The 19,050-nt window shown below is 41.6% G+C and carries 17 protein-coding genes; 11 read left to right on the forward strand and 6 right to left on the reverse strand.

The genetic code is table 11. From position 1 onward, the window contains the following. The first annotated feature begins 9 nt into the window (after window positions 1–9). The 3 genes from IQ246_RS06350 to IQ246_RS06360 all read left to right on the forward strand — a co-directional run bounded on the left by IQ246_RS06350 (window position 10) and on the right by IQ246_RS06360 (window position 3,235). Complete coding sequence (locus IQ246_RS06350) at window positions 10–1,368, forward strand: cystathionine beta-synthase (protein ID WP_194001172.1); 1,359 nt, start codon at window positions 10–12, stop codon at window positions 1,366–1,368. A gap of 13 nt (window positions 1,369–1,381) precedes the next feature. Next, a complete protein-coding gene (locus IQ246_RS06355) occupies window positions 1,382–2,524 on the forward strand; it encodes a cystathionine gamma-synthase (protein WP_194001174.1) in 1,143 nt (380 codons plus the stop codon). Window positions 2,525–2,872: 348 nt separating this feature from the next. Further along, a complete protein-coding gene (locus tag IQ246_RS06360; RefSeq protein WP_194001176.1) occupies window positions 2,873–3,235 on the forward strand; it encodes a four-helix bundle copper-binding protein in 363 nt (120 codons plus the stop codon). Between the two features lie 147 nt (window positions 3,236–3,382). On the opposite strand, the gene IQ246_RS06365 is transcribed toward IQ246_RS06360, so the two are convergent. Continuing rightward, on the reverse strand, window positions 3,383–4,639 hold the full coding sequence (locus tag IQ246_RS06365; protein WP_194001179.1) for a glycoside hydrolase family 10 protein: 1,257 nt from the start codon (window positions 4,637–4,639) through the stop codon (window positions 3,383–3,385). A gap of 580 nt (window positions 4,640–5,219) precedes the next feature. Here IQ246_RS06365 and IQ246_RS06370 point away from each other — a divergent pair. Further along, complete coding sequence (locus IQ246_RS06370) at window positions 5,220–5,789, forward strand: hypothetical protein (protein WP_244141941.1); 570 nt, start codon at window positions 5,220–5,222, stop codon at window positions 5,787–5,789. A gap of 424 nt (window positions 5,790–6,213) precedes the next feature. Beyond that, window positions 6,214–7,095, forward strand: a complete 882-nt coding sequence (locus tag IQ246_RS06375) for a hypothetical protein (protein ID WP_194001181.1) — start codon at window positions 6,214–6,216, stop codon at window positions 7,093–7,095. 308 nt (window positions 7,096–7,403) lie between these two features. Here IQ246_RS06375 and IQ246_RS06380 read toward each other — a convergent pair whose 3' ends face one another. After that, window positions 7,404–8,147, reverse strand: a complete 744-nt coding sequence (locus tag IQ246_RS06380; RefSeq protein WP_194001183.1) for a LuxR C-terminal-related transcriptional regulator — start codon at window positions 8,145–8,147, stop codon at window positions 7,404–7,406. 174 nt (window positions 8,148–8,321) lie between these two features. On the opposite strand from IQ246_RS06380, the gene IQ246_RS06385 reads away from it, so the two are divergent. Both IQ246_RS06385 and IQ246_RS06390 read left to right on the forward strand, forming a co-directional pair. Continuing rightward, window positions 8,322–8,750: an MAPEG family protein gene (locus IQ246_RS06385; RefSeq protein ID WP_194001185.1), complete on the forward strand. Its 429-nt coding sequence runs from the start codon at window positions 8,322–8,324 to the stop codon at window positions 8,748–8,750. 56 nt (window positions 8,751–8,806) lie between these two features. After that, window positions 8,807–8,947, forward strand: a complete 141-nt coding sequence (locus tag IQ246_RS06390) for a hypothetical protein (RefSeq protein WP_194001187.1) — start codon at window positions 8,807–8,809, stop codon at window positions 8,945–8,947. Between the two features lie 78 nt (window positions 8,948–9,025). Here IQ246_RS06390 and leuD read toward each other — a convergent pair whose 3' ends face one another. Continuing rightward, a complete protein-coding gene (gene leuD / locus IQ246_RS06395) occupies window positions 9,026–9,634 on the reverse strand; it encodes a 3-isopropylmalate dehydratase small subunit (protein ID WP_194001189.1) in 609 nt (202 codons plus the stop codon). Between the two features lie 70 nt (window positions 9,635–9,704). Beyond that, window positions 9,705–11,108 (reverse strand): 3-isopropylmalate dehydratase large subunit, encoded by a 1,404-nt coding sequence (leuC, locus tag IQ246_RS06400; RefSeq protein WP_194001191.1) that lies wholly within the window; start codon window positions 11,106–11,108, stop codon window positions 9,705–9,707. 294 nt (window positions 11,109–11,402) lie between these two features. Between leuC and IQ246_RS06405 the strand changes: the two genes are divergently transcribed. Next, window positions 11,403–13,265: a PmeII family type II restriction endonuclease gene (locus IQ246_RS06405; protein WP_208492032.1), complete on the forward strand. Its 1,863-nt coding sequence runs from the start codon at window positions 11,403–11,405 to the stop codon at window positions 13,263–13,265. A 233-nt stretch (window positions 13,266–13,498) separates the two neighbouring features. Here IQ246_RS06405 and IQ246_RS06410 read toward each other — a convergent pair whose 3' ends face one another. Continuing rightward, window positions 13,499–14,239 carry a Ycf66 family protein gene (locus tag IQ246_RS06410; protein ID WP_194001193.1) on the reverse strand — a complete coding sequence of 247 codons (741 nt, stop codon included), beginning with the start codon at window positions 14,237–14,239 and terminating at the stop codon, window positions 13,499–13,501. 337 nt (window positions 14,240–14,576) lie between these two features. Between IQ246_RS06410 and gndA the strand changes: the two genes are divergently transcribed. Continuing rightward, a complete protein-coding gene (gndA, locus tag IQ246_RS06415; protein ID WP_194001195.1) occupies window positions 14,577–16,007 on the forward strand; it encodes an NADP-dependent phosphogluconate dehydrogenase in 1,431 nt (476 codons plus the stop codon). Between the two features lie 192 nt (window positions 16,008–16,199). On the opposite strand, the gene IQ246_RS06420 is transcribed toward gndA, so the two are convergent. Next, window positions 16,200–17,336 (reverse strand): serine/threonine-protein kinase, encoded by a 1,137-nt coding sequence (locus IQ246_RS06420; protein WP_194001237.1) that lies wholly within the window; start codon window positions 17,334–17,336, stop codon window positions 16,200–16,202. A gap of 329 nt (window positions 17,337–17,665) precedes the next feature. Here IQ246_RS06420 and IQ246_RS06425 point away from each other — a divergent pair, with 329 nt between their 5' ends. Both IQ246_RS06425 and IQ246_RS06430 read left to right on the forward strand, forming a co-directional pair. Beyond that, a complete protein-coding gene (locus tag IQ246_RS06425; RefSeq protein WP_194001197.1) occupies window positions 17,666–18,145 on the forward strand; it encodes a YbjN domain-containing protein in 480 nt (159 codons plus the stop codon). Between the two features lie 84 nt (window positions 18,146–18,229). Then, window positions 18,230–18,967: a biotin/lipoate A/B protein ligase family protein gene (locus tag IQ246_RS06430; RefSeq protein WP_194001199.1), complete on the forward strand. Its 738-nt coding sequence runs from the start codon at window positions 18,230–18,232 to the stop codon at window positions 18,965–18,967. The last annotated feature ends 83 nt before the right edge of the window (window positions 18,968–19,050 follow it).

A 19,050-nucleotide genomic window follows, 5' to 3' on the forward strand; every position in this document is an offset into this window, starting at 1 on the left:
GGAGAAACTATGACAACTTACGACAACATTTTGCAAGCAATTGGTAGAACTCCATTAGTCAGGCTTAACAGCATTACACAAGACATTCATACTATTTACGCCAAAGTAGAATATCTCAACCCTGGCGGGAGTACTAAAGACAGAATTGCTCTCACCATGATTGAAGCCGCAGAAAAAACTGGTCAATTACAACCAGGTGGCACAATTATTGAAGCTACCGCAGGCAATACAGGTGTAGGACTAGCATTAATTGCAGCCGTCAAAAAATATCGCTGCATTTTTGTAATGCCTGATAAAATGAGCCAGGATAAAATCAACTTACTCAAAGCTTATGGTGCAGAAGTAGTTGTTACTCCCACATCTGTAGCACCTGACTCACCAGAAAGTTATAACGGTGTAGCAGAAAGACTTGCCAAAGAAATACCAGGAGCTTATAGACCAAATCAATTTGAAAATCCACATAATCCTTTAGCTCATTACTTAACTACAGGCCCAGAAATCTGGTCAGATAGCAATGGTAAAATTGATGTTTTTGTTGCAGGTATGGGCACAGGTGGCACCATTTCAGGAGTTGCCAAATATCTCAAAGAGCAAAACCCAAATATAGTGATTGTTGGTGCAGATCCAGAGGGTTCAATTCTTTCCGGTGACTCGCCTAAATCTTATAAAATTGAGGGAATTGGTGAAGACTTTATTCCTAAGACTTTTAATCGCCAAATAGTTGATGAAATGATTCGAGTTAGTGATAAAGAGTCTTTTAATATGGCTCGTCGTCTAGCACGAGAGGAAGGCTTATTAGTGGGAGGTTCCTGTGGTACAGCGGTAGCCGCAGCCCTAAAATATGCAGCTCGATTATCGCAGCCCAAGTGTATTGTAGTATTGTTACCAGATACGGGAAGAAACTACATTAATAAAATCTACTCTGATGTTTGGATGCAGGAAAATGGTTTTTGGGAAGGAAAAACAGTAAGAGCGATAAAAATTGGCGAAATTTTAGCTCAGAAAACAGATTTTCCCTCTATTGTTGCTGTTAATCCCCGCGATACTTTAAGTAAAGCCACAAGCTATCTGCAAAAGCTAAATATATCTCAGTTACCTGTAATTGATAATAACCATGTAGTCGGAAGTCTCAATGAAGCATCTTTGATGAAATTTCTTCATGATGGGATCAATTTTTCTAATCAGGAAGTTTCCGCAGTTATGGGTAAACCGCTACCGATTCTTGATGAAGAAGTCGAGGTTTCCGAAGCTTATCGAGTGCTTCTATCGGGGACAACAGCAATTATTATTACGCGACATAGTGTTCCAATTGGATTAATTACCAGAGCCGATTTAATTAGATATTGGATTAGTCTAACCCAGGAATAAGTAAGATAAAAAAATGGAATTTGAAACTAGAGCAATTCATGAAGGACAGCAACCAGACCCCCAGACAGGTGCGGTAATTGTTCCCATTTATTTAACTTCTACATACCAACAAGATGCCATCGGTAAGCATAAAGGATATGAATACTCTCGCACTGGAAACCCCACCCGTACAGCCTTAGAAGAGGCTTTAGCCTCAATTGAAAACGGTCAATTTGGCTTAGCATTCGCCTCTGGTTTAGCTGCTACAACAACGGTATTAAGTATGCTAAAAAGTGGCGACCACATTGTGGCTGGCGATGATTTGTATGGTGGTACTTATCGTTTATTAGAAAGGGTTGTGAAAAATTGGGGAGTAAATACTACCTATGTAGATATTGATCACATTGCTGATTTTGAAACTGCTATTCAACCTAATACCAAGTTGATTTGGATTGAAACTCCCACAAATCCTTTACTAAAAATTATCGATATTGCAGTAGTGGCAAATATTGCCCATAAGAATAACATTATCTTAGTAGTTGATAATACCTTTGCTAGTCCTTACTTTCAAAAACCGTTAGATTTAGGCGCTGATATTGTAGTTCACAGCACAACTAAATATCTAGGCGGACATAGCGATATTATTGGTGGCGCAGTTATCACCTCTAACGAGCAACTATACACTGAACTGAAGTTTTATCAAAACGCGATCGGAGCAGTTCCCAGTCCCTTTGATAGCTGGTTAGTGCTGCGAGGTATTAAAACCCTAGCTGTAAGAATGCGTGAACATGAAAAAAATGCTTTATTTTTAGCTAAATTTTTAGAAAAGCATCCCAAAGTCGAGCGAATTTATTATCCAGGTTTGCTGAGTCATGAACAACATCAATTAGCAAAAGAGCAAATGTCTGGCTTTGGGGGGATGATTAGTTTGGAATTAAAAGGCGGCTTTGCTGAAGTGGAAAAATTTGCTTCTCGACTCAAGTTATTTTTGTTAGCTGAAAGTTTAGGAGGGGTAGAGTCGCTGCTTTGCTATCCCGCAAAAATGACCCACGGTTCTTTACCAGAAGCAGAAAGGCTAAAACGCGGAATTAACGATAATTTAGTCCGTCTTTCAGTCGGAATTGAGCATCTGTTAGATTTACAAGCTGATTTAGAAAATGCCCTATCTTCAAGTTAATATAAGTTTATAAGTTATTATGTTTAGCAATCCTTTATCAAAAAAATAAGACATAATTCCTGAGTAATAAATAAGCATAAATTTTGCTCTCCAGGTTAAAAGCTCGCCATCTGGAAAAATCCCTACTTCATCAGGGGAGTTTGTAAGCCTTAATGTGTAATAATTTCCGTTAAAAAGGCACTAATTGTATGTGAGATTAGTTCTAATTTCCGGTAATTATATCGGGATAGTAGGCTTATAAATCTGAGATAAAAAATACTATTGACTCCTTAAAAAGATAGGACTAGTGTTGTAAGTAGTCCTTCTAAGGACACTCTCTGTGCATCAAAAAATCAAGAGGTATTTCCTATGATGATGATGATGACCGAATCCATGACTACCGAAATGCAAACTTGCATGAAAGCTTGCATGGAATGTCACAAAATGTGTATGGAAACTATGGCTTACTGCATGAGCAAAGGCGGTAAGCACATGGACATGAGCATGATGAGCATGATGCGCGATTGTTCTGAAATGTGCATGATGTGCATGAACATGATGATGGGCGGCTCTGAGTTCATGGGACGCACTTGTATGCTTTGTGCTGAAATGTGCGATCGCTGTGCAATGGCTTGTGAAAAAATGAGCGATGATCAGATGATGATGGAATGTGCTGCCGCCTGCCGCAAGTGTGCAGAATCTTGCAGAGCTATGCAAATGATGCCCGCTTAATTCCACTACCCAGCAGAAGTTTCTCTGCAACCTAATATTCAAGCGCTCAGGCTCATCGAGTCTGGGCGCTTGAAGTTTTTAAGGGTTGATGGATACGCACAACTCAAATTGTCATTAATTATTCTCTTCCCCTGCTTCCCTATCTCCCTATGGTTTCCAACCTGCTAGTAAATTCGGGTAAGCGGTTGGTGTGGGGAAAATTTTCTGGAAGCCAGTCTGACGCTCTTGGGGCTTTTCTTTGCTCATGTTCCAGAGGCTTTCATAGAAAAAGAATGATACCCCGGCGAAGTTGCGATCGCGTATTTTTTGCACTTGTGTCTGAATTTGTTGCATTGGTACAGATCTATTTTTCAACCCAGCCAAAATACCAACACTCACTGGGATATGGCTTTTTGCTGCTTTCACTTCTGGATACTCTAATTCGCTGATAAAGACATTCAAGTCATCTCGATATATCTGCAAAACCAGTTCTTCGATAATTCCCAAACGTTCCCATTTTTGCCAGTCGGCTAAAAAGTAGTCGTAGGAAAAGCGCTGCGGATTAGGCGCAACAGAAACCAGACAATCTTTTTTAGTGGCTTTGATCGCTTTAAATACCCGCTTGGTAAAGTTGGTAATTTTGTTAGCTCTCCAACGCACCCATTCTGGATCTTTATAGTTTTTCGAGGGTGCTCTACCACGGTGTTCTTTTTTGTAGAGTGCTACTGTGTAAACATCGTATCCTAATTCTGATGGCAAGCCGAAATGGTCATCAAATTGAATGCCGTCGATATCGTAGTTTCTGACGATTTCAATGATTAAATCTTGGATAAATTGTTGTACTTCTGGGCGAAAGGGATTTAGCCAAACGCGGTTATGTGTCCCTTCCTTAACAATCCGCGTACCGTTGCTGCGACTGGTGAGCCATTGGGGACGATTTTTAGCTAATAGAGAATCCGCTGGTGCCATGAAGCCAAATTCAAACCAGGGAATGACTGTTAATCCTTTTTGATGTCCCACATCGACAATTTCCTTGAGTATGTCTCGTCCTTGCAATCCGGGTGTGGGATCGAGCGATCGCCCAATTACTTTGGCTGCAACTTTGCTGGGATACAATGTATACCCCCAATTCCAAACCGCTGGGTATATAGTATTAAAATTGAGTTCATCAAGGCGTTGCAAAGAACCCTTGAGGCGATCGCTCGAAAACAGCACATCACTATCAATGTTTGTTAACCACACGCCTCTTAACTCAGATGCTGGCGATCGCGGAGGAATAGTTTCAGCGTTCAAGGGAAACGATAGCATTACCGTAGCTACCATGCTCAAGGCAACAATCACGGCAAACAACCTGGGCTTTATATCTTGAGGAACCTTCCACCAAGCATATAACTCAGCACACCACTTTACAAACCTTTTTATCATTAGCTACAGACATCATCAAATTATGAACAATGACTGGGACATCTAGACAGAAGTTGCACACAGACACAAAGCGTCTTCTCTTTATAGATCACTTTACATAGACCGGTAGTTAGTTAAGTTTTCTCCTACTTCCTGAATGTTTGTTGTTAATTTTTTACTGAGTAAATATTTTAACTAAATTCACTAAGCTGCTACTAAGTTGCTTTTATATGTAACAAACCAGAGGATACACTGATAACTTTACTGCTCACCCTCTGCCTGTTTCCTCTCGTTCATTGAAAGCGACGGGGCGACAGGCTTCGGGCATTGGTAGCTTATTCCCCATGCCCCATGCCCCATAACAAATGCCCTTGTGAGTGAATTTTTTTATACTTTGTTGATATGATCTCCTCATTATTCCTTAATAGTAAATGTGAGATAATACACAATATCTTTGATTATTAGCCGATACGTAAGATTATGCTAAGTATTACAGAGAAAATTTCATCAAAATTATGTAGATCACATTTTTAAATAAAAGTTAACAGAGTAGAGTAACGGATATTACTCAGCTATTTTTAAAATAAAAGCAGGATTTTTAATGATCAGCTTAAGGAATTCAGAAGACAGCAGAGTCAGCACCACAGTAGCCATCAAGCGGCTCGCAAGAGCGATGACAGTTTCGGCTGGAGAGTTTTCACTGGTATTAGCATGTTGTAACTGTGTTAAAACTCAGCAGCAAATATTAAATTCGTTAATAGAATTTTCACCAGCAAACATCCAAGACATTCTGCTCACACCTGAGATTGAGACGCTGTATACAACTATCAAAACTAAAATTGGCGATACTCAACCTGAAGCTTTAATGGTGCGGGGTTTAGAATCTGTGTTAGCAATTAATCAACTAATCACCAGTACTAATCTTATCCGAAATGAGTTTCAAAAAAAGTTTCGGTTTCCTTTGGTGTTGTGGATCAATGATGAAATTCTTCGTAAGCTAGTCTGGCTAGCACCTGATTTCAAAGACTGGGCGGCCAGCACTATTAGATTTGATGTAGCGAGCAACCAATTAATTGAATTTGTTGTAAAGGCTAAGGAACAAACAATCAGTACATCTGCGTCTATCTATACATCAGCCGGTGAAGACAGATCCCAATTTAATCCTAGCTAGTTCAGTATTGGGATATCTACTTTTTTGGGTATTGCTGAATCATGGAAATGATGCCAATAAATGTAGATTTGTTGCGAAGCAGCATAAACCCCTAAGTCATCTCCGATAAGTTAACAAAGATTCAATTCAAAAAGGTCAAATTTTATAAGTATGGCTGGCTGAAAACACTTTAGAGATAGCCGCTTTGGCGAGGTTTCTCATACTTTAGGTAAGTGATGAAAGCCGCCGAGGTAGGCTTTAGCTTACTATGATGTTTTCTTTTTTAGGCTCAAGTAAACTGTCAATCTACTCATCTACAAGGCTTGTACAAAGTGCCTTGGCAAAGCCTCTCGTAGAGAAGACTGCGGCTGCTTTACCTCCTGCCTTCTTGTTTGACTAAATATATGCTAATTACTGGTTAATCCCAAATTTGGATTATATTACTATGAAATATCTCTTGAAAGGTAACTACACCAGCAATCAAGGACGAATTGTCACTGCTTGGTTTTTGACTGCCATTTTGTCTGCTGGTAGCGGATTAACACTAATTAAAAGTGCCTCCGCTGCTTCTGCAAACCTCTCGCCAGAAACTGGGAGTTCCTTGCGCTTAGCCTCTACAAAGAATCCTACTAGCAACCTACCAGCAAATTTACCACAATCTGTCAAAAACGCCGTTTTGCAAGCTGCCTCTGTACGTTTGCAATTGCCAATATCTCAACTAACTATTACCGAAGCTCAAGAGCGAACTTGGAACAATGGGTGTTTAGAATTGGCTAATGCTGATGAATTGTGTACCGAAGCTTTGGTACCAGGTTGGCGGGTGGTTGTTGCGTCTGCTAACCAAACTTTGGTGTATCACACCAATCAAACAGGTTTCGCAATCAGACTAAATGAAAAGGCTAGCGAAACTAAATTGGCCCCTGTGCCAATTCCCACAAGTGAGTTACCACCACCATTAGACCAAGGTATAGTTTTTCGGGAAATCTCTAGTGGAGGTATAGCTGGTAGAACCTACGAAACTGTTTTACTCAATGACGGGCGCTTGATTCGGGTGCGAATTGGTGATGCTAATGATTCTGAGCGTAGTGTTCGCCGCATTTCTGTGCAACAGGTAAAACGGTTTGAACGATTACTAAAGAGAAGGGAATTTAGTAAATTTAAAAATCTGAGTTATCCAGCACCCAGCGGTTCTGCTGATTTTATCACCTATACCCTCACCAGCCAAGAGGGTACAGTTCAGTACAACGATATTTCTCAAGAGCACTTACCGAGGAAGTTAAGAGCAGTAATCACAGTTTGGAATCAGATTAGAAGTAACGCACAGTAAACTACCCACCAAGCTGAATACAGCTATTGTGGGAGTCTCCTGGAGGTTTGAGATGATGTTTGAAAAGTATTATTGCTAATATCAAAACCTCAGAAACCTACCCCCCCTTCCCTACAACGGAATGGGGGTTTCAAAGCCTCTCGACCTTTCGGGAATATTTAGTTGAAGCGGGAGCAACAGATAGATTTCCTTTTAGCCTATAGCGATAGAACGAACGCCTCAGTAGTTGAGAATGATGTCAAAAGCCTAAGTTTTTTAAAGTTATTTTGGCAGACTACTAGTGTAAATATGCTAAACCACCTGAAAGGTTATTGGTGGGAGTTTAGCACCAAGTTAAATGAATCTGGGTTTGCCTGTGGTGAATGATATTTCGTAACTGAAAGTTGTGCAACCATCTCTGCACGAGATGAAACCTCAAGCTTACGGAACATTCGTTTTAAGGCTTGCTTCACTGAATTTTCAGTAATCCAAAGTTGATTCCCAATTACTGCGTTAGTTTGCCCTAAAGCAACCAATTCTGCAATTTGCAACTCACGAGGGGTTAAGCGATCGGTTTTGAAAGATTGGTGCTGCAATTCTCCTGCGGAAATACCTTGTGAACCAACTGTTGCAGCCCAAACAGATAAGTGCAAACAGATGGCACTCAAATCGGTTAGATTTGGTGTATCAAAGGCAGGCATTGACTTTTCACGGGTGCAACCCACTACGCCTACTAATTGATTGCGATTGACGATCGGCCCCGCCATCACATGCCAATGATCGGGGCGGGGACAAATGGTTTTCCAAGCCTTTGGTGATGTCACTAATGCTTCGTGGACAGGCGCATGACGCTCCACTAAATAACGCGCCACAGGATTATGTTCAATGGATAGTACAATTTTCAGAATTTTCTGAAGATTGCTATCGGCTAAGGGCAGTTGATCAAAGAAAAAAATTCCCCATCGTTTCGCAGCAAAATACTCACCAATTTTGGGCACGACTTGCGATCGCAGATCATGCTCACTACAGGCTTGGTTGATGGCTTCAAAAAGAAGCTTCAAGGGACTTGTCATAAGTGAAGTTGACTGAAGTGTACCCGATCGAGGTCTAGAAGCATTGCAGTACTCAGCCTATATTAGCTTTAATCTCAACAGCACTTTGACATGACAGTCAATTCGGAAGTCCATTCCGTATGGCGCAGTTTATCGCCCATCCATCAGCAAAATGAGCAAGTTTAAGAGGTAAAAATGAGCCAAGATAAAATCTTTAGCCCCTTCTTCGCATCAGTGTTTTTGACACTCCTGGTCTGGGTGTATATGTACATCCGCCGTATCAGTTTCATCATAAGTAGAAAGATCAGCTCGCAAGACCTTACTGTATCTAACACACTAGCGCAAATCTCGCCCCCATACGTATCCAATCCATCCGATAACCTGAAGAACCTGTTTGAGATTCCGGTAATTTTTTATGCGCTCGTACTATATCTGTTCATCACGAAGCAGGTGGATGCAGTGTATGTAAACGCCGCGTGGGTCTTCGTTGCGTTTCGCGTATTGCATAGTGCTGTGCATTGCACATTCAATCTAATGTTGCTTCGGTTCTACCTCTACTTATTTGCCACGCTTGCGGTGTGGTTCATTGCGATCCGCGCAGCCCTTGTCCACTTCAGCGCATAAGTATTAATCTACCAATTATGTTTTCATAGTACACAGCGATCGCACTCTACAGAATTATGGGGCATTGGGCATGGGGCATAAAGCACTCGATTTCTTCAACCAAGCTCTGCTTCTTTTGCGTGCTGTGGGCGATCGTTACTGGTGAAGATGGATATTTAAAAAGTATTATTGCTAACATCAAAACCTCACAAACCTAACCCACATAGCCCCCATTACTTTGTAGGTAATGGAGGTTTCAAAGCCTCTCTCCGTTTGGGGGAAGGGAACTAGAAAAGCTAACTCGCTGCTAAGTTACCCCAACTTACATAGGGCAGTTTGGCAGCCCTTGCGCGAACTTGGTTGACATTAGCCACCAACTGACCGCAAGCGTCCCAAGTCCCAGAAATGAATGTGCTTCTAGTACCTTCACCGATCGCAACTGAGGCAGTGTAATCACCAATTTGCACTTGCAAGGTTTCCAAGTTTATGGTGATTGCTGCTTGAGAATTGGCAGCTACTAGTTCTTGAACTTGTTTAACAGTAGCAGCATCAGCTGTAACGCAGGGTATTCCCATTGCGACGCAGTTACCGAAAAAGATTTCCGCGAAGCTTTCGCCTATCAAAGCTTGGATTCCCCATTTAGCGATCGCCTGGGGTGCGTGTTCCCGTGATGAGCCACAGCCAAAGTTTCGATTGACTATTAAAACTTTTGCCCCTTGATACTGTGGTTGGTCAAATGGATGTTCACCGTTTAATGCTTTGCGATCGTCGATAAATGCGCCTTCGCCCAAACCATCAAAGGTGACGGCTTTTAAATAACGAGCAGGAATGATGCGATCGGTGTCTATGTCATTACCCACTAAAGGTACACCGCGCCCGGAAACCATCTTAACTTCACTCACCATAAACTTCACCTTTCATAGCCTGTTAGCTTTTACAAATACCCCATGCCCCATGCTCCATGCCCATTTAAAATTACAGCAACTCTCGCACATCAGAAACTTCGCCTTGAATCGCAGCAGTGGCGACCATCGCCGGACTCATTAGCAATGTGCGACCGGAGGATGAACCTTGTCTTCCTTTAAAATTGCGGTTGGAGGAAGAAGCGCTAATCTGCCTTCCCTGTAGTTTGTCGGGGTTCATGGCTAAGCACATAGAACATCCCGGTTCACGCCACTCAAATCCGGCTTCCTGGAAGATTTTGTCCAATCCTTCAGCTTCCGCCTCTTGCTTCACCCGTTCGGAACCGGGAACAACAAAGGCTTTAATTCCCTGGGCGACGTGACGACCTTTGGCGATTTTGGCAGCTTCCCGCAGGTCGCTAATTCTGCCGTTGGTGCAGCTACCAATGAAGCAGACATCAACTTTAGTGCCCTTAATGGGTTGACCTGGTAACAAATCCATGTAGCGGTAAGCTTCTTCTGCAATGAATCGGTCTTCTTCAAGCAGTTCTTCCGGCTGAGGCACTAACTGGTTGACGCCGATACCTTGACCGGGAGTGATTCCCCAAGTAACTGTCGGCGGAATATCATTAGCGTCGAATACCACCACATCATCGTATTCAGCATCACTATCACTCTTGATGGATTCCCACCAAGTCACTGCTTGATCCCATTCTGTCGCTTTGGGGGCAAAGTCTCTACCCTTGAGGTAATCGTAAGTCACTTGATCGGGATTGACATAGCCGCAACGGGCACCGCCTTCGATCGCCATATTGCAGACTGTCATCCGTTCTTCCATATTCATTTGCTCAAAGGTAGTACCTGCAAATTCGTAAGCGTAGCCCACGCCACCTTTGACGCCAAGTGTGCGGATGATATGCAAAATGACATCTTTGGCGTAAACACCGGGGTTCAAAGTGCCGTTGACTTCAATTTTGCGGACTTTCAGTTTGGCAAGGGCGAGAGTTTGGGAAGCCAAAACGTCTCTGACTTGGCTAGTACCAATCCCAAATGCGATCGCCCCAAATGCCCCATGACTCGAAGTATGGCTATCTCCACAAGCGATGGTCATTCCTGGTTGAGTTAGTCCCTGTTCTGGAGCGATGACGTGGACTATACCTTGACTGCCAGAGCCAATATTGTAAAAAGTTATGCTATTTTCTTGACAATTTTGCTCAAGTGCTTGGATCATTTCTTCTGCCAAGCGATCGCTAAACGGGCGTGCCTGATTTTCTGTGGGCACAATATGATCGACTGTGGCCACAGTCCGCTCTGGAAACAGTACTTTTAGACCCCTCTCGCGTAGCATAGCAAAGGCCTGTGGACTGGTGACTTCATGAATGAGATGCAGTCCGATAAATAGTTGCGTCAGCCCTGAAGGAAGTGTAGCAACGGTGTGTAAGTCCCAAACTTTGTCAAACAGGGTTCCTTTGCTCATACGTCAATCGGTGTTTAAAGATTCGGATCTCTTATGGTATCAAAAAAGAGCCGAGCATCTTCCATAACAATAAACTTCTTGCAAAAGTCCTAATTTCAGACTCTTTCTCTGTGTGAGGTAAAAAAATTTATGCGATAAGTCTAATGAGCATCTGTCCTCAGAAACCTTAAACGTAGAATTAATAATGTATAAGATTTAGGCTAGACTAAATCTTTGCATATTTAGCAGCCAAATCTCCTAAATGCCATTAGGGGATTTGTTAGCAATAGATTATATTCCCTAAAACTCCAAGCCATGCCTGAAATGGATTTAAGCGTTCAGATACCAGAGGTAAAACTAATTACAGATTTGGGGGAGATAGAAGCAGCCAATCTACATTGGAATAGCAAAGTTATTCTTGGTGATTGTCTGAAAGTATTGCAGCAGATGCCAGAGGGCATAGTTGACTTGATTGTTACTTCTCCTCCCTATGCTGACAGCCGCAAGAAGACCTATGGTGGCATTACACCAGATAAGTATGTTGCTTGGTTTCTACCAATCTCTCAAGAATTAAAAAGAGTTTTAAAACCAGGTGGAACGTTTATTCTTAATATTAAAGAAAAAGTTGTTAATGGACAAAGGCATAACTATGTAATCAAGCTAATTTTAGAAATGCAAAATCAAGGTTGGTTATGGACTGAAGAGTATATTTGGCATAAAAAGAATAGCTTCCCTGGTAAGTGGTCGAATCGTTTTAGAGATTCTTGGGAACGATGTATACAATTCAATAAACAACAAAATTTTGAAGATTTTCCTGATGACTGGGAACATTGTATCCAGTTCAATAAACAAAAAAAATTTAATATGTATCAGGAAAGCGTTATGGTTCCTATGGGTGACTGGGCTAAGTCTAGGCTGAAGAACTTGAGTGACACTGATAAAAAAAGAGATAATTCTAAAGTTGAAAGCGGTTTTGGTAAGAACATATCAAATTGGTTGGAAAGAAAAATGGCTTATCCAACCAATGTTCTACATTTATCAACAGAGTGCGGTAATAAAAATCATAGTGCGGCATTTCCTAAATCTCTACCATCTTGGTTTATTAAATTATTTACTGAGCAAGGTGATACAGTACTAGACCCATTCCTCGGTTCTGGTACAACGTGTGTAGCAGCAAAAGAGTTAGGTAGAAACTATATAGGTATTGAGTCACAGAAAGAATATTGTGAGCTGGCTGTTTCAAATATTGAGAAAGCAAAACTCAACACTCAACTTACAACCTTGACACCATCTATGAGTACTAAAGACCAAGATAATGTTAATGCAAACTATGAAGATTATTATGAATATCTGATACAACATGTTCTCACTCCCTTCTATGACAAAAGGTTTGAGAAGCTGAGTAAACTTAAACTTAAAAGTATTCTCAAGCGCAAGAATCCATATCTATTTAAGGCAAAAAATATAGAATTTGCTAAAGATTTCGTTAAGGGTATTGTAGATGCTTTTCTTTCGTCTCAAGAAGAAACTATTTTTGGCAATTTATTAGAAGAATTTGCCATCTATATATCTGAAACATTATATGGTGGTTTTAAATCTAGACTTAATAGTGTTGATTTAGAGTTTCAGAGAAATGGAATTTACTATGTAGTAGGAATTAAGTCTGGAACTTATTGGGGTAACTCTGACCAGATAAATAGGATGAAGGACAATTTTAAAAAAGCTAAACAAGCTTTAAAACAGCAAGGTGTGACAGATGAAATTATTGCTGTCAATGGTTGTATGTATGGAAAAGACCGTAATCCTTTCAAAGAAGATGCAGATATAGATAAATCTTATTATAAGTATGCTGGGCAGGAATTCTGGAACTTTATTTCAGAGGATGAAAATCTCTACCAAGAAATAATCGTACCAATTGATCAGGAAGCTAAGAAGAAAGATGAACTATTTAAGACTACATACCAAACTAAAGTTAATGAAATGACCTTTGAGTTCATGCAATATTTCATGAATAATGGTCAGATAGATTGGGTTAAGCTTGTAAATTATGTTTCTAAGAAAGGTGATATGAAATTAGAGCCTTCGCCTAAACAAATGATGTTGGATTTGGAAGAAGAAACTTCAGATTTAGAAGATACATTAGACTTTGCAGATGTTTTAGACTCCGAAGAAGCTTAGATGTCCAAACCAAACTCGAAAATATTTACCGTAAATCAGGTGCGATCGCAGGAAACTTCCCAAATTCACACTCAATCCAAGCAGCACGTTTGCCCTGCGATCGCATAAATTCAACGACCTTACCCCAAGTCGTCCATTCGATGGTGCGATCGCTTTAAAATAAAACAGCTTTTAGCTTCTGATACAAGTAAAACCCAACATCATGTTTAGGTTAACGTTGGGTTTCACTCAATTTAACTAGGCTGGTTATCTGGTGGTATTTGTTCCGGTGGTACTTCTGCTGGGGGAGCAAGTACCGCATCTGGAGCAATTTCTTCTACAGGAATCGGTGTTTTATCCTCAACGTCAGCATCTGCTTGAGCTGCTTGCACCAATTCAGGAGATGGGGGATTGGGTGGAATCGCTTCCGGTATACTCTCGATTTTTGCTTCGGTGTCGGTAGTAGCAGCCGCGTCCTCTGCTGGTTGTTCTGGTATGGGAGTAGTTTTGTCTACAATCTCAACAACAGTTTGCTCTGTTAGTACAGAGGTAATATCTTCAGGTTTGGGAGTGGGTATTTTTTTACTTGCATTCTGTCGCACCTTGCCTTTAACGCCACCGAAGGTATTACTAAGACCCTGTTGCAACTGAGCAACTCGTCCCTGAACAGACAACTTATTGACCTGTTCCTGAATGCTAGTTTTTACTGTCTCAGAACTCGGTACTTGGGTTTGTTGTAGCAGTGGGGTTAGTTGCCGACGTAATGAAAGAGTTTGCCAGCCAAACCAAACCAAAAGAGCCACACTAGCCACATGACCCAGCAACAACCCTCCAGAAATGCGTGGTGCAAACACCCATAATACTAGAGCGTAAAAAAGTCCTACACCGCTCCAGATAAAGTCATTCTTACGGTGGATTTCTGGAAAAAAGAAAGCTGCCATGTAAATGGCTAAACTACCAAGACCGACCACTAAAGCTAGGACATATGCCAGCATTATTTGGTTACTCCTTATTGCGTCTTTTGACTAGGGATTGGGTATTGGGTATTGGGTGTTGGGTATTGGGTGATATTAGGAAGAAAAACTAACTTTAATGAATTAAATTTCTTCCTAGTCCCTAGTCCCCAGTTCCCAGCCCCCAATCCTCAGTCTCATAAATAACAATTTTGCAAGTCAATTGTTGATTTAGATACAAATTAAAATTAATTATCTATGTTAATTGTGGATTTTTGTCGTTTATATCAACTCTTAAGGTCTTCTTTAGGAGAGAAGCGAAAATCTCGGACTACCCTTAAAGATAAAAGGATCTGCAAGAGTTAGCCAAACATAGTTTATGACACTACAAAGCTTTGGTGTGATTGGTTTAGCCGTAATGGGCGAGAATATTGCTCTAAACGTCGAGCGTAATGGCTTCCCAATTGCAGTTTATAACCGCTCCAGAGAAAAAACGGATGCGTTTATGGCGCAGCGTGCGCCAGGACGGAACGTCAAAGCCGCCTTTACCCTAGAAGAATTTGTCGCAGCATTGGAACGTCCTCGCAAAATCCTGGTGATGGTGCAAGCTGGTAAGCCAGTAGATGCGGTGATTTCTCAACTCAGACCCTTACTAGATGAAGGCGATATCATTATTGACGGTGGCAACTCTTGGTTTGAAGATACAGAACGACGCACTCAGGAATTAGAACCCGCTGGGCTTCGGTATCTTGGCATGGGTGTCAGTGGCGGTGAAGAAGGGGCGTTAAATGGCCCTTCTCTAATGCCTGGAGGTACCAAAAGCTCCTACGAGTATCTATCGCCAATTTTCAACAAAATTGCTGCTCAAGTCGATGACGGCCCTTGCGTCACGTATATTGGCCCTGGTGGTTCTGGTCACTACGTGAAGATGGTACATAACGGCATTGAGTACGGCGATATGCAATTGATTGCTGAAGCCTACGACTTGCTGAAAAATGCCGCTGGACTTGACCATACTCAGCTACATGAGGTGTTTACTGAATGGAACACCACCGATGAACTAAATTCTTTTTTGATTGAGATTACGTCCAATATTTTCCCCTACATTGACCCTGAAACCAATCTACCCTTAGTCGATTTGATTGTTGATGCAGCAGGTCAAAAGGGAACTGGACGCTGGACTGTACAGACTGCGTTGGAATTGGGAGTTTCCATTCCGACAATTACAGCGGCGGTGAATGCCCGGATTATATCTTCTATTAAAGAAGAACGGGTGGCAGCATCCAAAGTTCTTACAGGCCCAAATGGCAAGTATGATGGACAAATCAAGGATTTTGTCAACAAAGTGCGGGATGCTCTCTACTGCTCAAAAATCTGTTCTTACGCTCAAGGGATGGCGTTGCTATCTACAGCTTCCAAAACATATAACTGGAATTTGAATCTGGGTGAATTGGCGCGGATTTGGAAAGGTGGCTGTATTATTCGCGCTGGCTTCTTGAATAAGATTAAGAAGGCTTTTAGCGAAAATCCAGCGTTACCTAACTTGCTATTAGCTCCCGAATTTAAACAGACTATTCTCGACAGACAAACAGCTTGGCGAGAAGTGATAATGACAGCAGCAAAATTGGGAATTCCAGTGCCAGCATTTAGTGCATCATTGGATTATTTTGACAGCTATCGCCGCGATCGCTTGCCCCAAAATCTGACTCAAGCACAACGCGACTACTTCGGCGCACATACTTACCTGCGTCTTGATAAGCCCGGAAGCTTCCACACTGAATGGGTTCCTATTGCTGAATCCGAGAAGTAACCCTTCATGTCTCAACATCCGCAGATAGTGAAAGTTTAGAAAGCTTCAAAATTTAGATTTACCAGTGGCTCTGAGTTTCAGAGTCACTTTTTTTAATAGTGCTGACTACTTAATTGCTGTTAGCGTAGCCCCAGGGCGAATTACGTTAGCGCAGCAGGAGCGTCATTACGAATTACGAATGAAAAATTGGTACTAGGAGTTGTTATTACCAAGATATTTAGCTTTTAATTCCTCTAATTCTTCATCTAATTTGGTGGTGCTGGAAGGCTGAGGTGTTGGATTTGGCGATTGTATTTTATTTGATTGTGGTTTTGCACCACCCAAGAATTGAGTTTTTATTTCCTCTAATTCTTGGTCTATTTGACTAGGAGATTTCGTGACAAAGGGAGGTGGAGAAGGTGGGGATTGATTGATAGGTTTTGCTGGTATCCCTGGCGTAGCAGCTACTGGTGAATGTTGATTTAAATCTTTGAGGACTTCATTTGCTGTTTGATAACGCCGAATCGGGATACTTTCGAGCATCTTGTCGAGAATGCGACTCAACTGATTGTTGAGCGGAGTTTGCAAGTATTGCTGCCAAACCCATTTATCGTTGTTGATATCATACGAGTCGAATGGCGATCGCCCAGTTAATAGATTAATACAAGTCGCGCCTAAGCTGTAGATATCACTAGCAAAAACAGCCCTACCTCTAATTTGCTCAGGGGCGACATATTCGGGACTACCTATACTAGTTCCAGTTCTATTTAGAGCAGTACTGGTGGCAGATTTAGAAGCACCAAAATCTACTAGAACCAATTTGCGATCGCTCTGGCGTAAAATAATATTTTCTGGCTTAATGTCGCGGTGAATGACTTGTCTGGCGTGACAAAATTGCAGCACTGGCAATAAATCATTCAATAATTGCCGAATTTGCGTTTCACTGAAAGCACCTTTTTGTGCCAATTCTTGGGCTAAGTTTTGCCCATCTATAAATTCTTGTACAAGATACTGCCGATCATCTTGAGTAAAATATGCTAGCAGTTCGGGAATTTGGGGATGTTTACCCAATTCATCCAACTGTATCGCTTCTTGGGTGAATAACTCCACGGCTTTTTGCACCGTGTTAGTACCTTGGGCTTGGGGATAAAATTGTTTAATTACACAGCGGGGTTTGGAGGGTTTATCCTCATCCACAGCTAAGAAGGTTCTACCAAAACCGCCTTGTCCTATCGGTTTGATGGCACGGTAGCGTTCTTTAAGCAGTAACTTGACACCACAAGTCAGGCAAAACTTGACATCATGAGAATTTTCCGGTTTTGAACAACGGGGATTAAGGCAGTAACTCATACAGGCGTAGACACCAAGTGGCTTGTCGTCAGACATCGCTTATGTCTTTATTTTGCCCTGTTCCAGACCAAAGGTAGTTTATTAATGGATCTAGTTAACTTTTATATTCGCCAATCATCCAGCTTCAGGCTGTAATAGTGTTTTGGCAGAAATATTTTACAAATAATGATCACGTAAATAATGGTAATATTTTTTACTATTGTTTACCCTGCACTCGATCTGCATGACTGATGATCAGATTATCACTTAAGGAAGCTAAAACTAAGCGTGTCCACAAGCTATAAAGTATGTGTAGATAAAAGAGCGAGTATTTTGAGCAAAAAATCTGTATGACAAGCTACCAAGAATCCCTAACTAGCGAAGAGTTGACCAATAACTTAATCGCCGAGACGACAAGCATGAACTATGTAGAAATAATTGAAAATGTCATCGACTCTCTAGAACAAGATGACAGTGCGATGGTTAGCCACACCCCAGAGGGTGGCTATCTCTGGAAGTTTAAATACGGCAGTGTAGAAGTATTTATACAACTTACTGGGAAAAGCGATGAAGACACTATAACAGTTTGGTCGGTGGTGCTTCAGTTACCTGCTAAAGATGAACCCAGGTTGCTGCGATATCTATTGGAGTTGAACTGCTCTAGCACCTTTGAAGCCCGGTTCGGTATTATTGAAAATCGGATAGTTGTCATATCAACACGTACCTTAGCTGAGTTGTCGCCTGGTGAAGTATCTCGGTTGATTACCATTGTGGCCACGATCGCTGATGACAACGATGAAGCTCTACAATCTGAGTATGGTGCAGCTTAAGCAATTTTAAATTTTGCGAAAATCCGCACGCGACTAGCTCAACTTTTCAAGACGTATTTCATAGATGGGAGTCTGCTGCATCGGATGCATAGCAAGCAGGTTTGGCGACTAATTCCTTTACTAGAAGCTACTGGCAATGTACAGATGGGGATCGACCGTTGGTTACTAGAACAGCACTATTCCCGAAAGTATCCCCCAACTCTGCGCTTTTATACTTGGTCGCCACCCGCCATTTCTCTCGGCTATCATCAACGTCAATATCCTGAACATTGGCAACATTTGACTTGGGAAGGCAAAAAACTGGATTTAGTGCGGCGTCCTACGGGAGGACGAGCAGTACTGCACCAAGGTGATTTAACTTACGCTGTCATTACATCTGGACTAATGGGTAGTCGCCTCCAAGTATACGAAAAAATTTGTGAGTTTTTGATTCAAGGCTGGCGATCGCTCGGCGTAGAATTACATTACGGTACAGCTGGGCGAGGCTATATCCACAACCCTAATTGTTTTGGTACTGCTACTGGTGCAGATTTAGTTTTGCCAGATGGCGCTAAACTCATTGGTAGCGCCCAACTGCGACGTAGAGAAGCAATTTTGCAACATGGTTCCATCCGTTTACAACCAGACGCGGAACTATTTGATCAAGTATTTGGTACAGAATCTTTTACCACCGTACAACTGCCTCAAAGTTTGGATATTGAAACGATTATTGCAGCTTTAATTACCGCAGCTAGTGATTGTTTTGATATGCAAATAGTTGTCCAACCTCTTTCTGAGCATGAGTGGCAAGCAATTTTGGAAAGTAGTTCTCAGGTCATTTGATAGAAAATAAATATCACAAAATAGGCTTACCTTGTTATTTTTCTCTCGTACCCCGGATTATTGATCCGATACCATTTTAACTC

Origin of the sequence: aff. Roholtiella sp. LEGE 12411 (genome assembly GCF_015206995.1) — a bacterium.
GTDB lineage: Bacteria > Cyanobacteriota > Cyanobacteriia > Cyanobacteriales > Nostocaceae > Komarekiella.

Coding starts and splice junctions, on each gene's coding strand:
- IQ246_RS06350 (WP_194001172.1), top strand. CDS start 10: ATGACAACTTACGACAACATTTTGCAAGCAATTGGTAGAACTCCATTA.
- IQ246_RS06355 (WP_194001174.1), top strand. CDS start 1,382: ATGGAATTTGAAACTAGAGCAATTCATGAAGGACAGCAACCAGACCCC.
- IQ246_RS06360 (WP_194001176.1), top strand. CDS start 2,873: ATGATGATGATGATGACCGAATCCATGACTACCGAAATGCAAACTTGC.
- IQ246_RS06365 (WP_194001179.1), bottom strand. CDS start 4,639: ATGATAAAAAGGTTTGTAAAGTGGTGTGCTGAGTTATATGCTTGGTGG.
- IQ246_RS06370 (WP_244141941.1), top strand. CDS start 5,220: ATGATCAGCTTAAGGAATTCAGAAGACAGCAGAGTCAGCACCACAGTA.
- IQ246_RS06375 (WP_194001181.1), top strand. CDS start 6,214: ATGAAATATCTCTTGAAAGGTAACTACACCAGCAATCAAGGACGAATT.
- IQ246_RS06380 (WP_194001183.1), bottom strand. CDS start 8,147: ATGACAAGTCCCTTGAAGCTTCTTTTTGAAGCCATCAACCAAGCCTGT.
- IQ246_RS06385 (WP_194001185.1), top strand. CDS start 8,322: ATGAGCCAAGATAAAATCTTTAGCCCCTTCTTCGCATCAGTGTTTTTG.
- IQ246_RS06390 (WP_194001187.1), top strand. CDS start 8,807: ATGGGGCATTGGGCATGGGGCATAAAGCACTCGATTTCTTCAACCAAG.
- leuD (WP_194001189.1), bottom strand. CDS start 9,634: ATGGTGAGTGAAGTTAAGATGGTTTCCGGGCGCGGTGTACCTTTAGTG.
- leuC (WP_194001191.1), bottom strand. CDS start 11,108: ATGAGCAAAGGAACCCTGTTTGACAAAGTTTGGGACTTACACACCGTT.
- IQ246_RS06405 (WP_208492032.1), top strand. CDS start 11,403: ATGCCTGAAATGGATTTAAGCGTTCAGATACCAGAGGTAAAACTAATT.
- IQ246_RS06410 (WP_194001193.1), bottom strand. CDS start 14,239: ATGCTGGCATATGTCCTAGCTTTAGTGGTCGGTCTTGGTAGTTTAGCC.
- gndA (WP_194001195.1), top strand. CDS start 14,577: ATGACACTACAAAGCTTTGGTGTGATTGGTTTAGCCGTAATGGGCGAG.
- IQ246_RS06420 (WP_194001237.1), bottom strand. CDS start 17,336: ATGAGTTACTGCCTTAATCCCCGTTGTTCAAAACCGGAAAATTCTCAT.
- IQ246_RS06425 (WP_194001197.1), top strand. CDS start 17,666: ATGACAAGCTACCAAGAATCCCTAACTAGCGAAGAGTTGACCAATAAC.
- IQ246_RS06430 (WP_194001199.1), top strand. CDS start 18,230: ATGCATAGCAAGCAGGTTTGGCGACTAATTCCTTTACTAGAAGCTACT.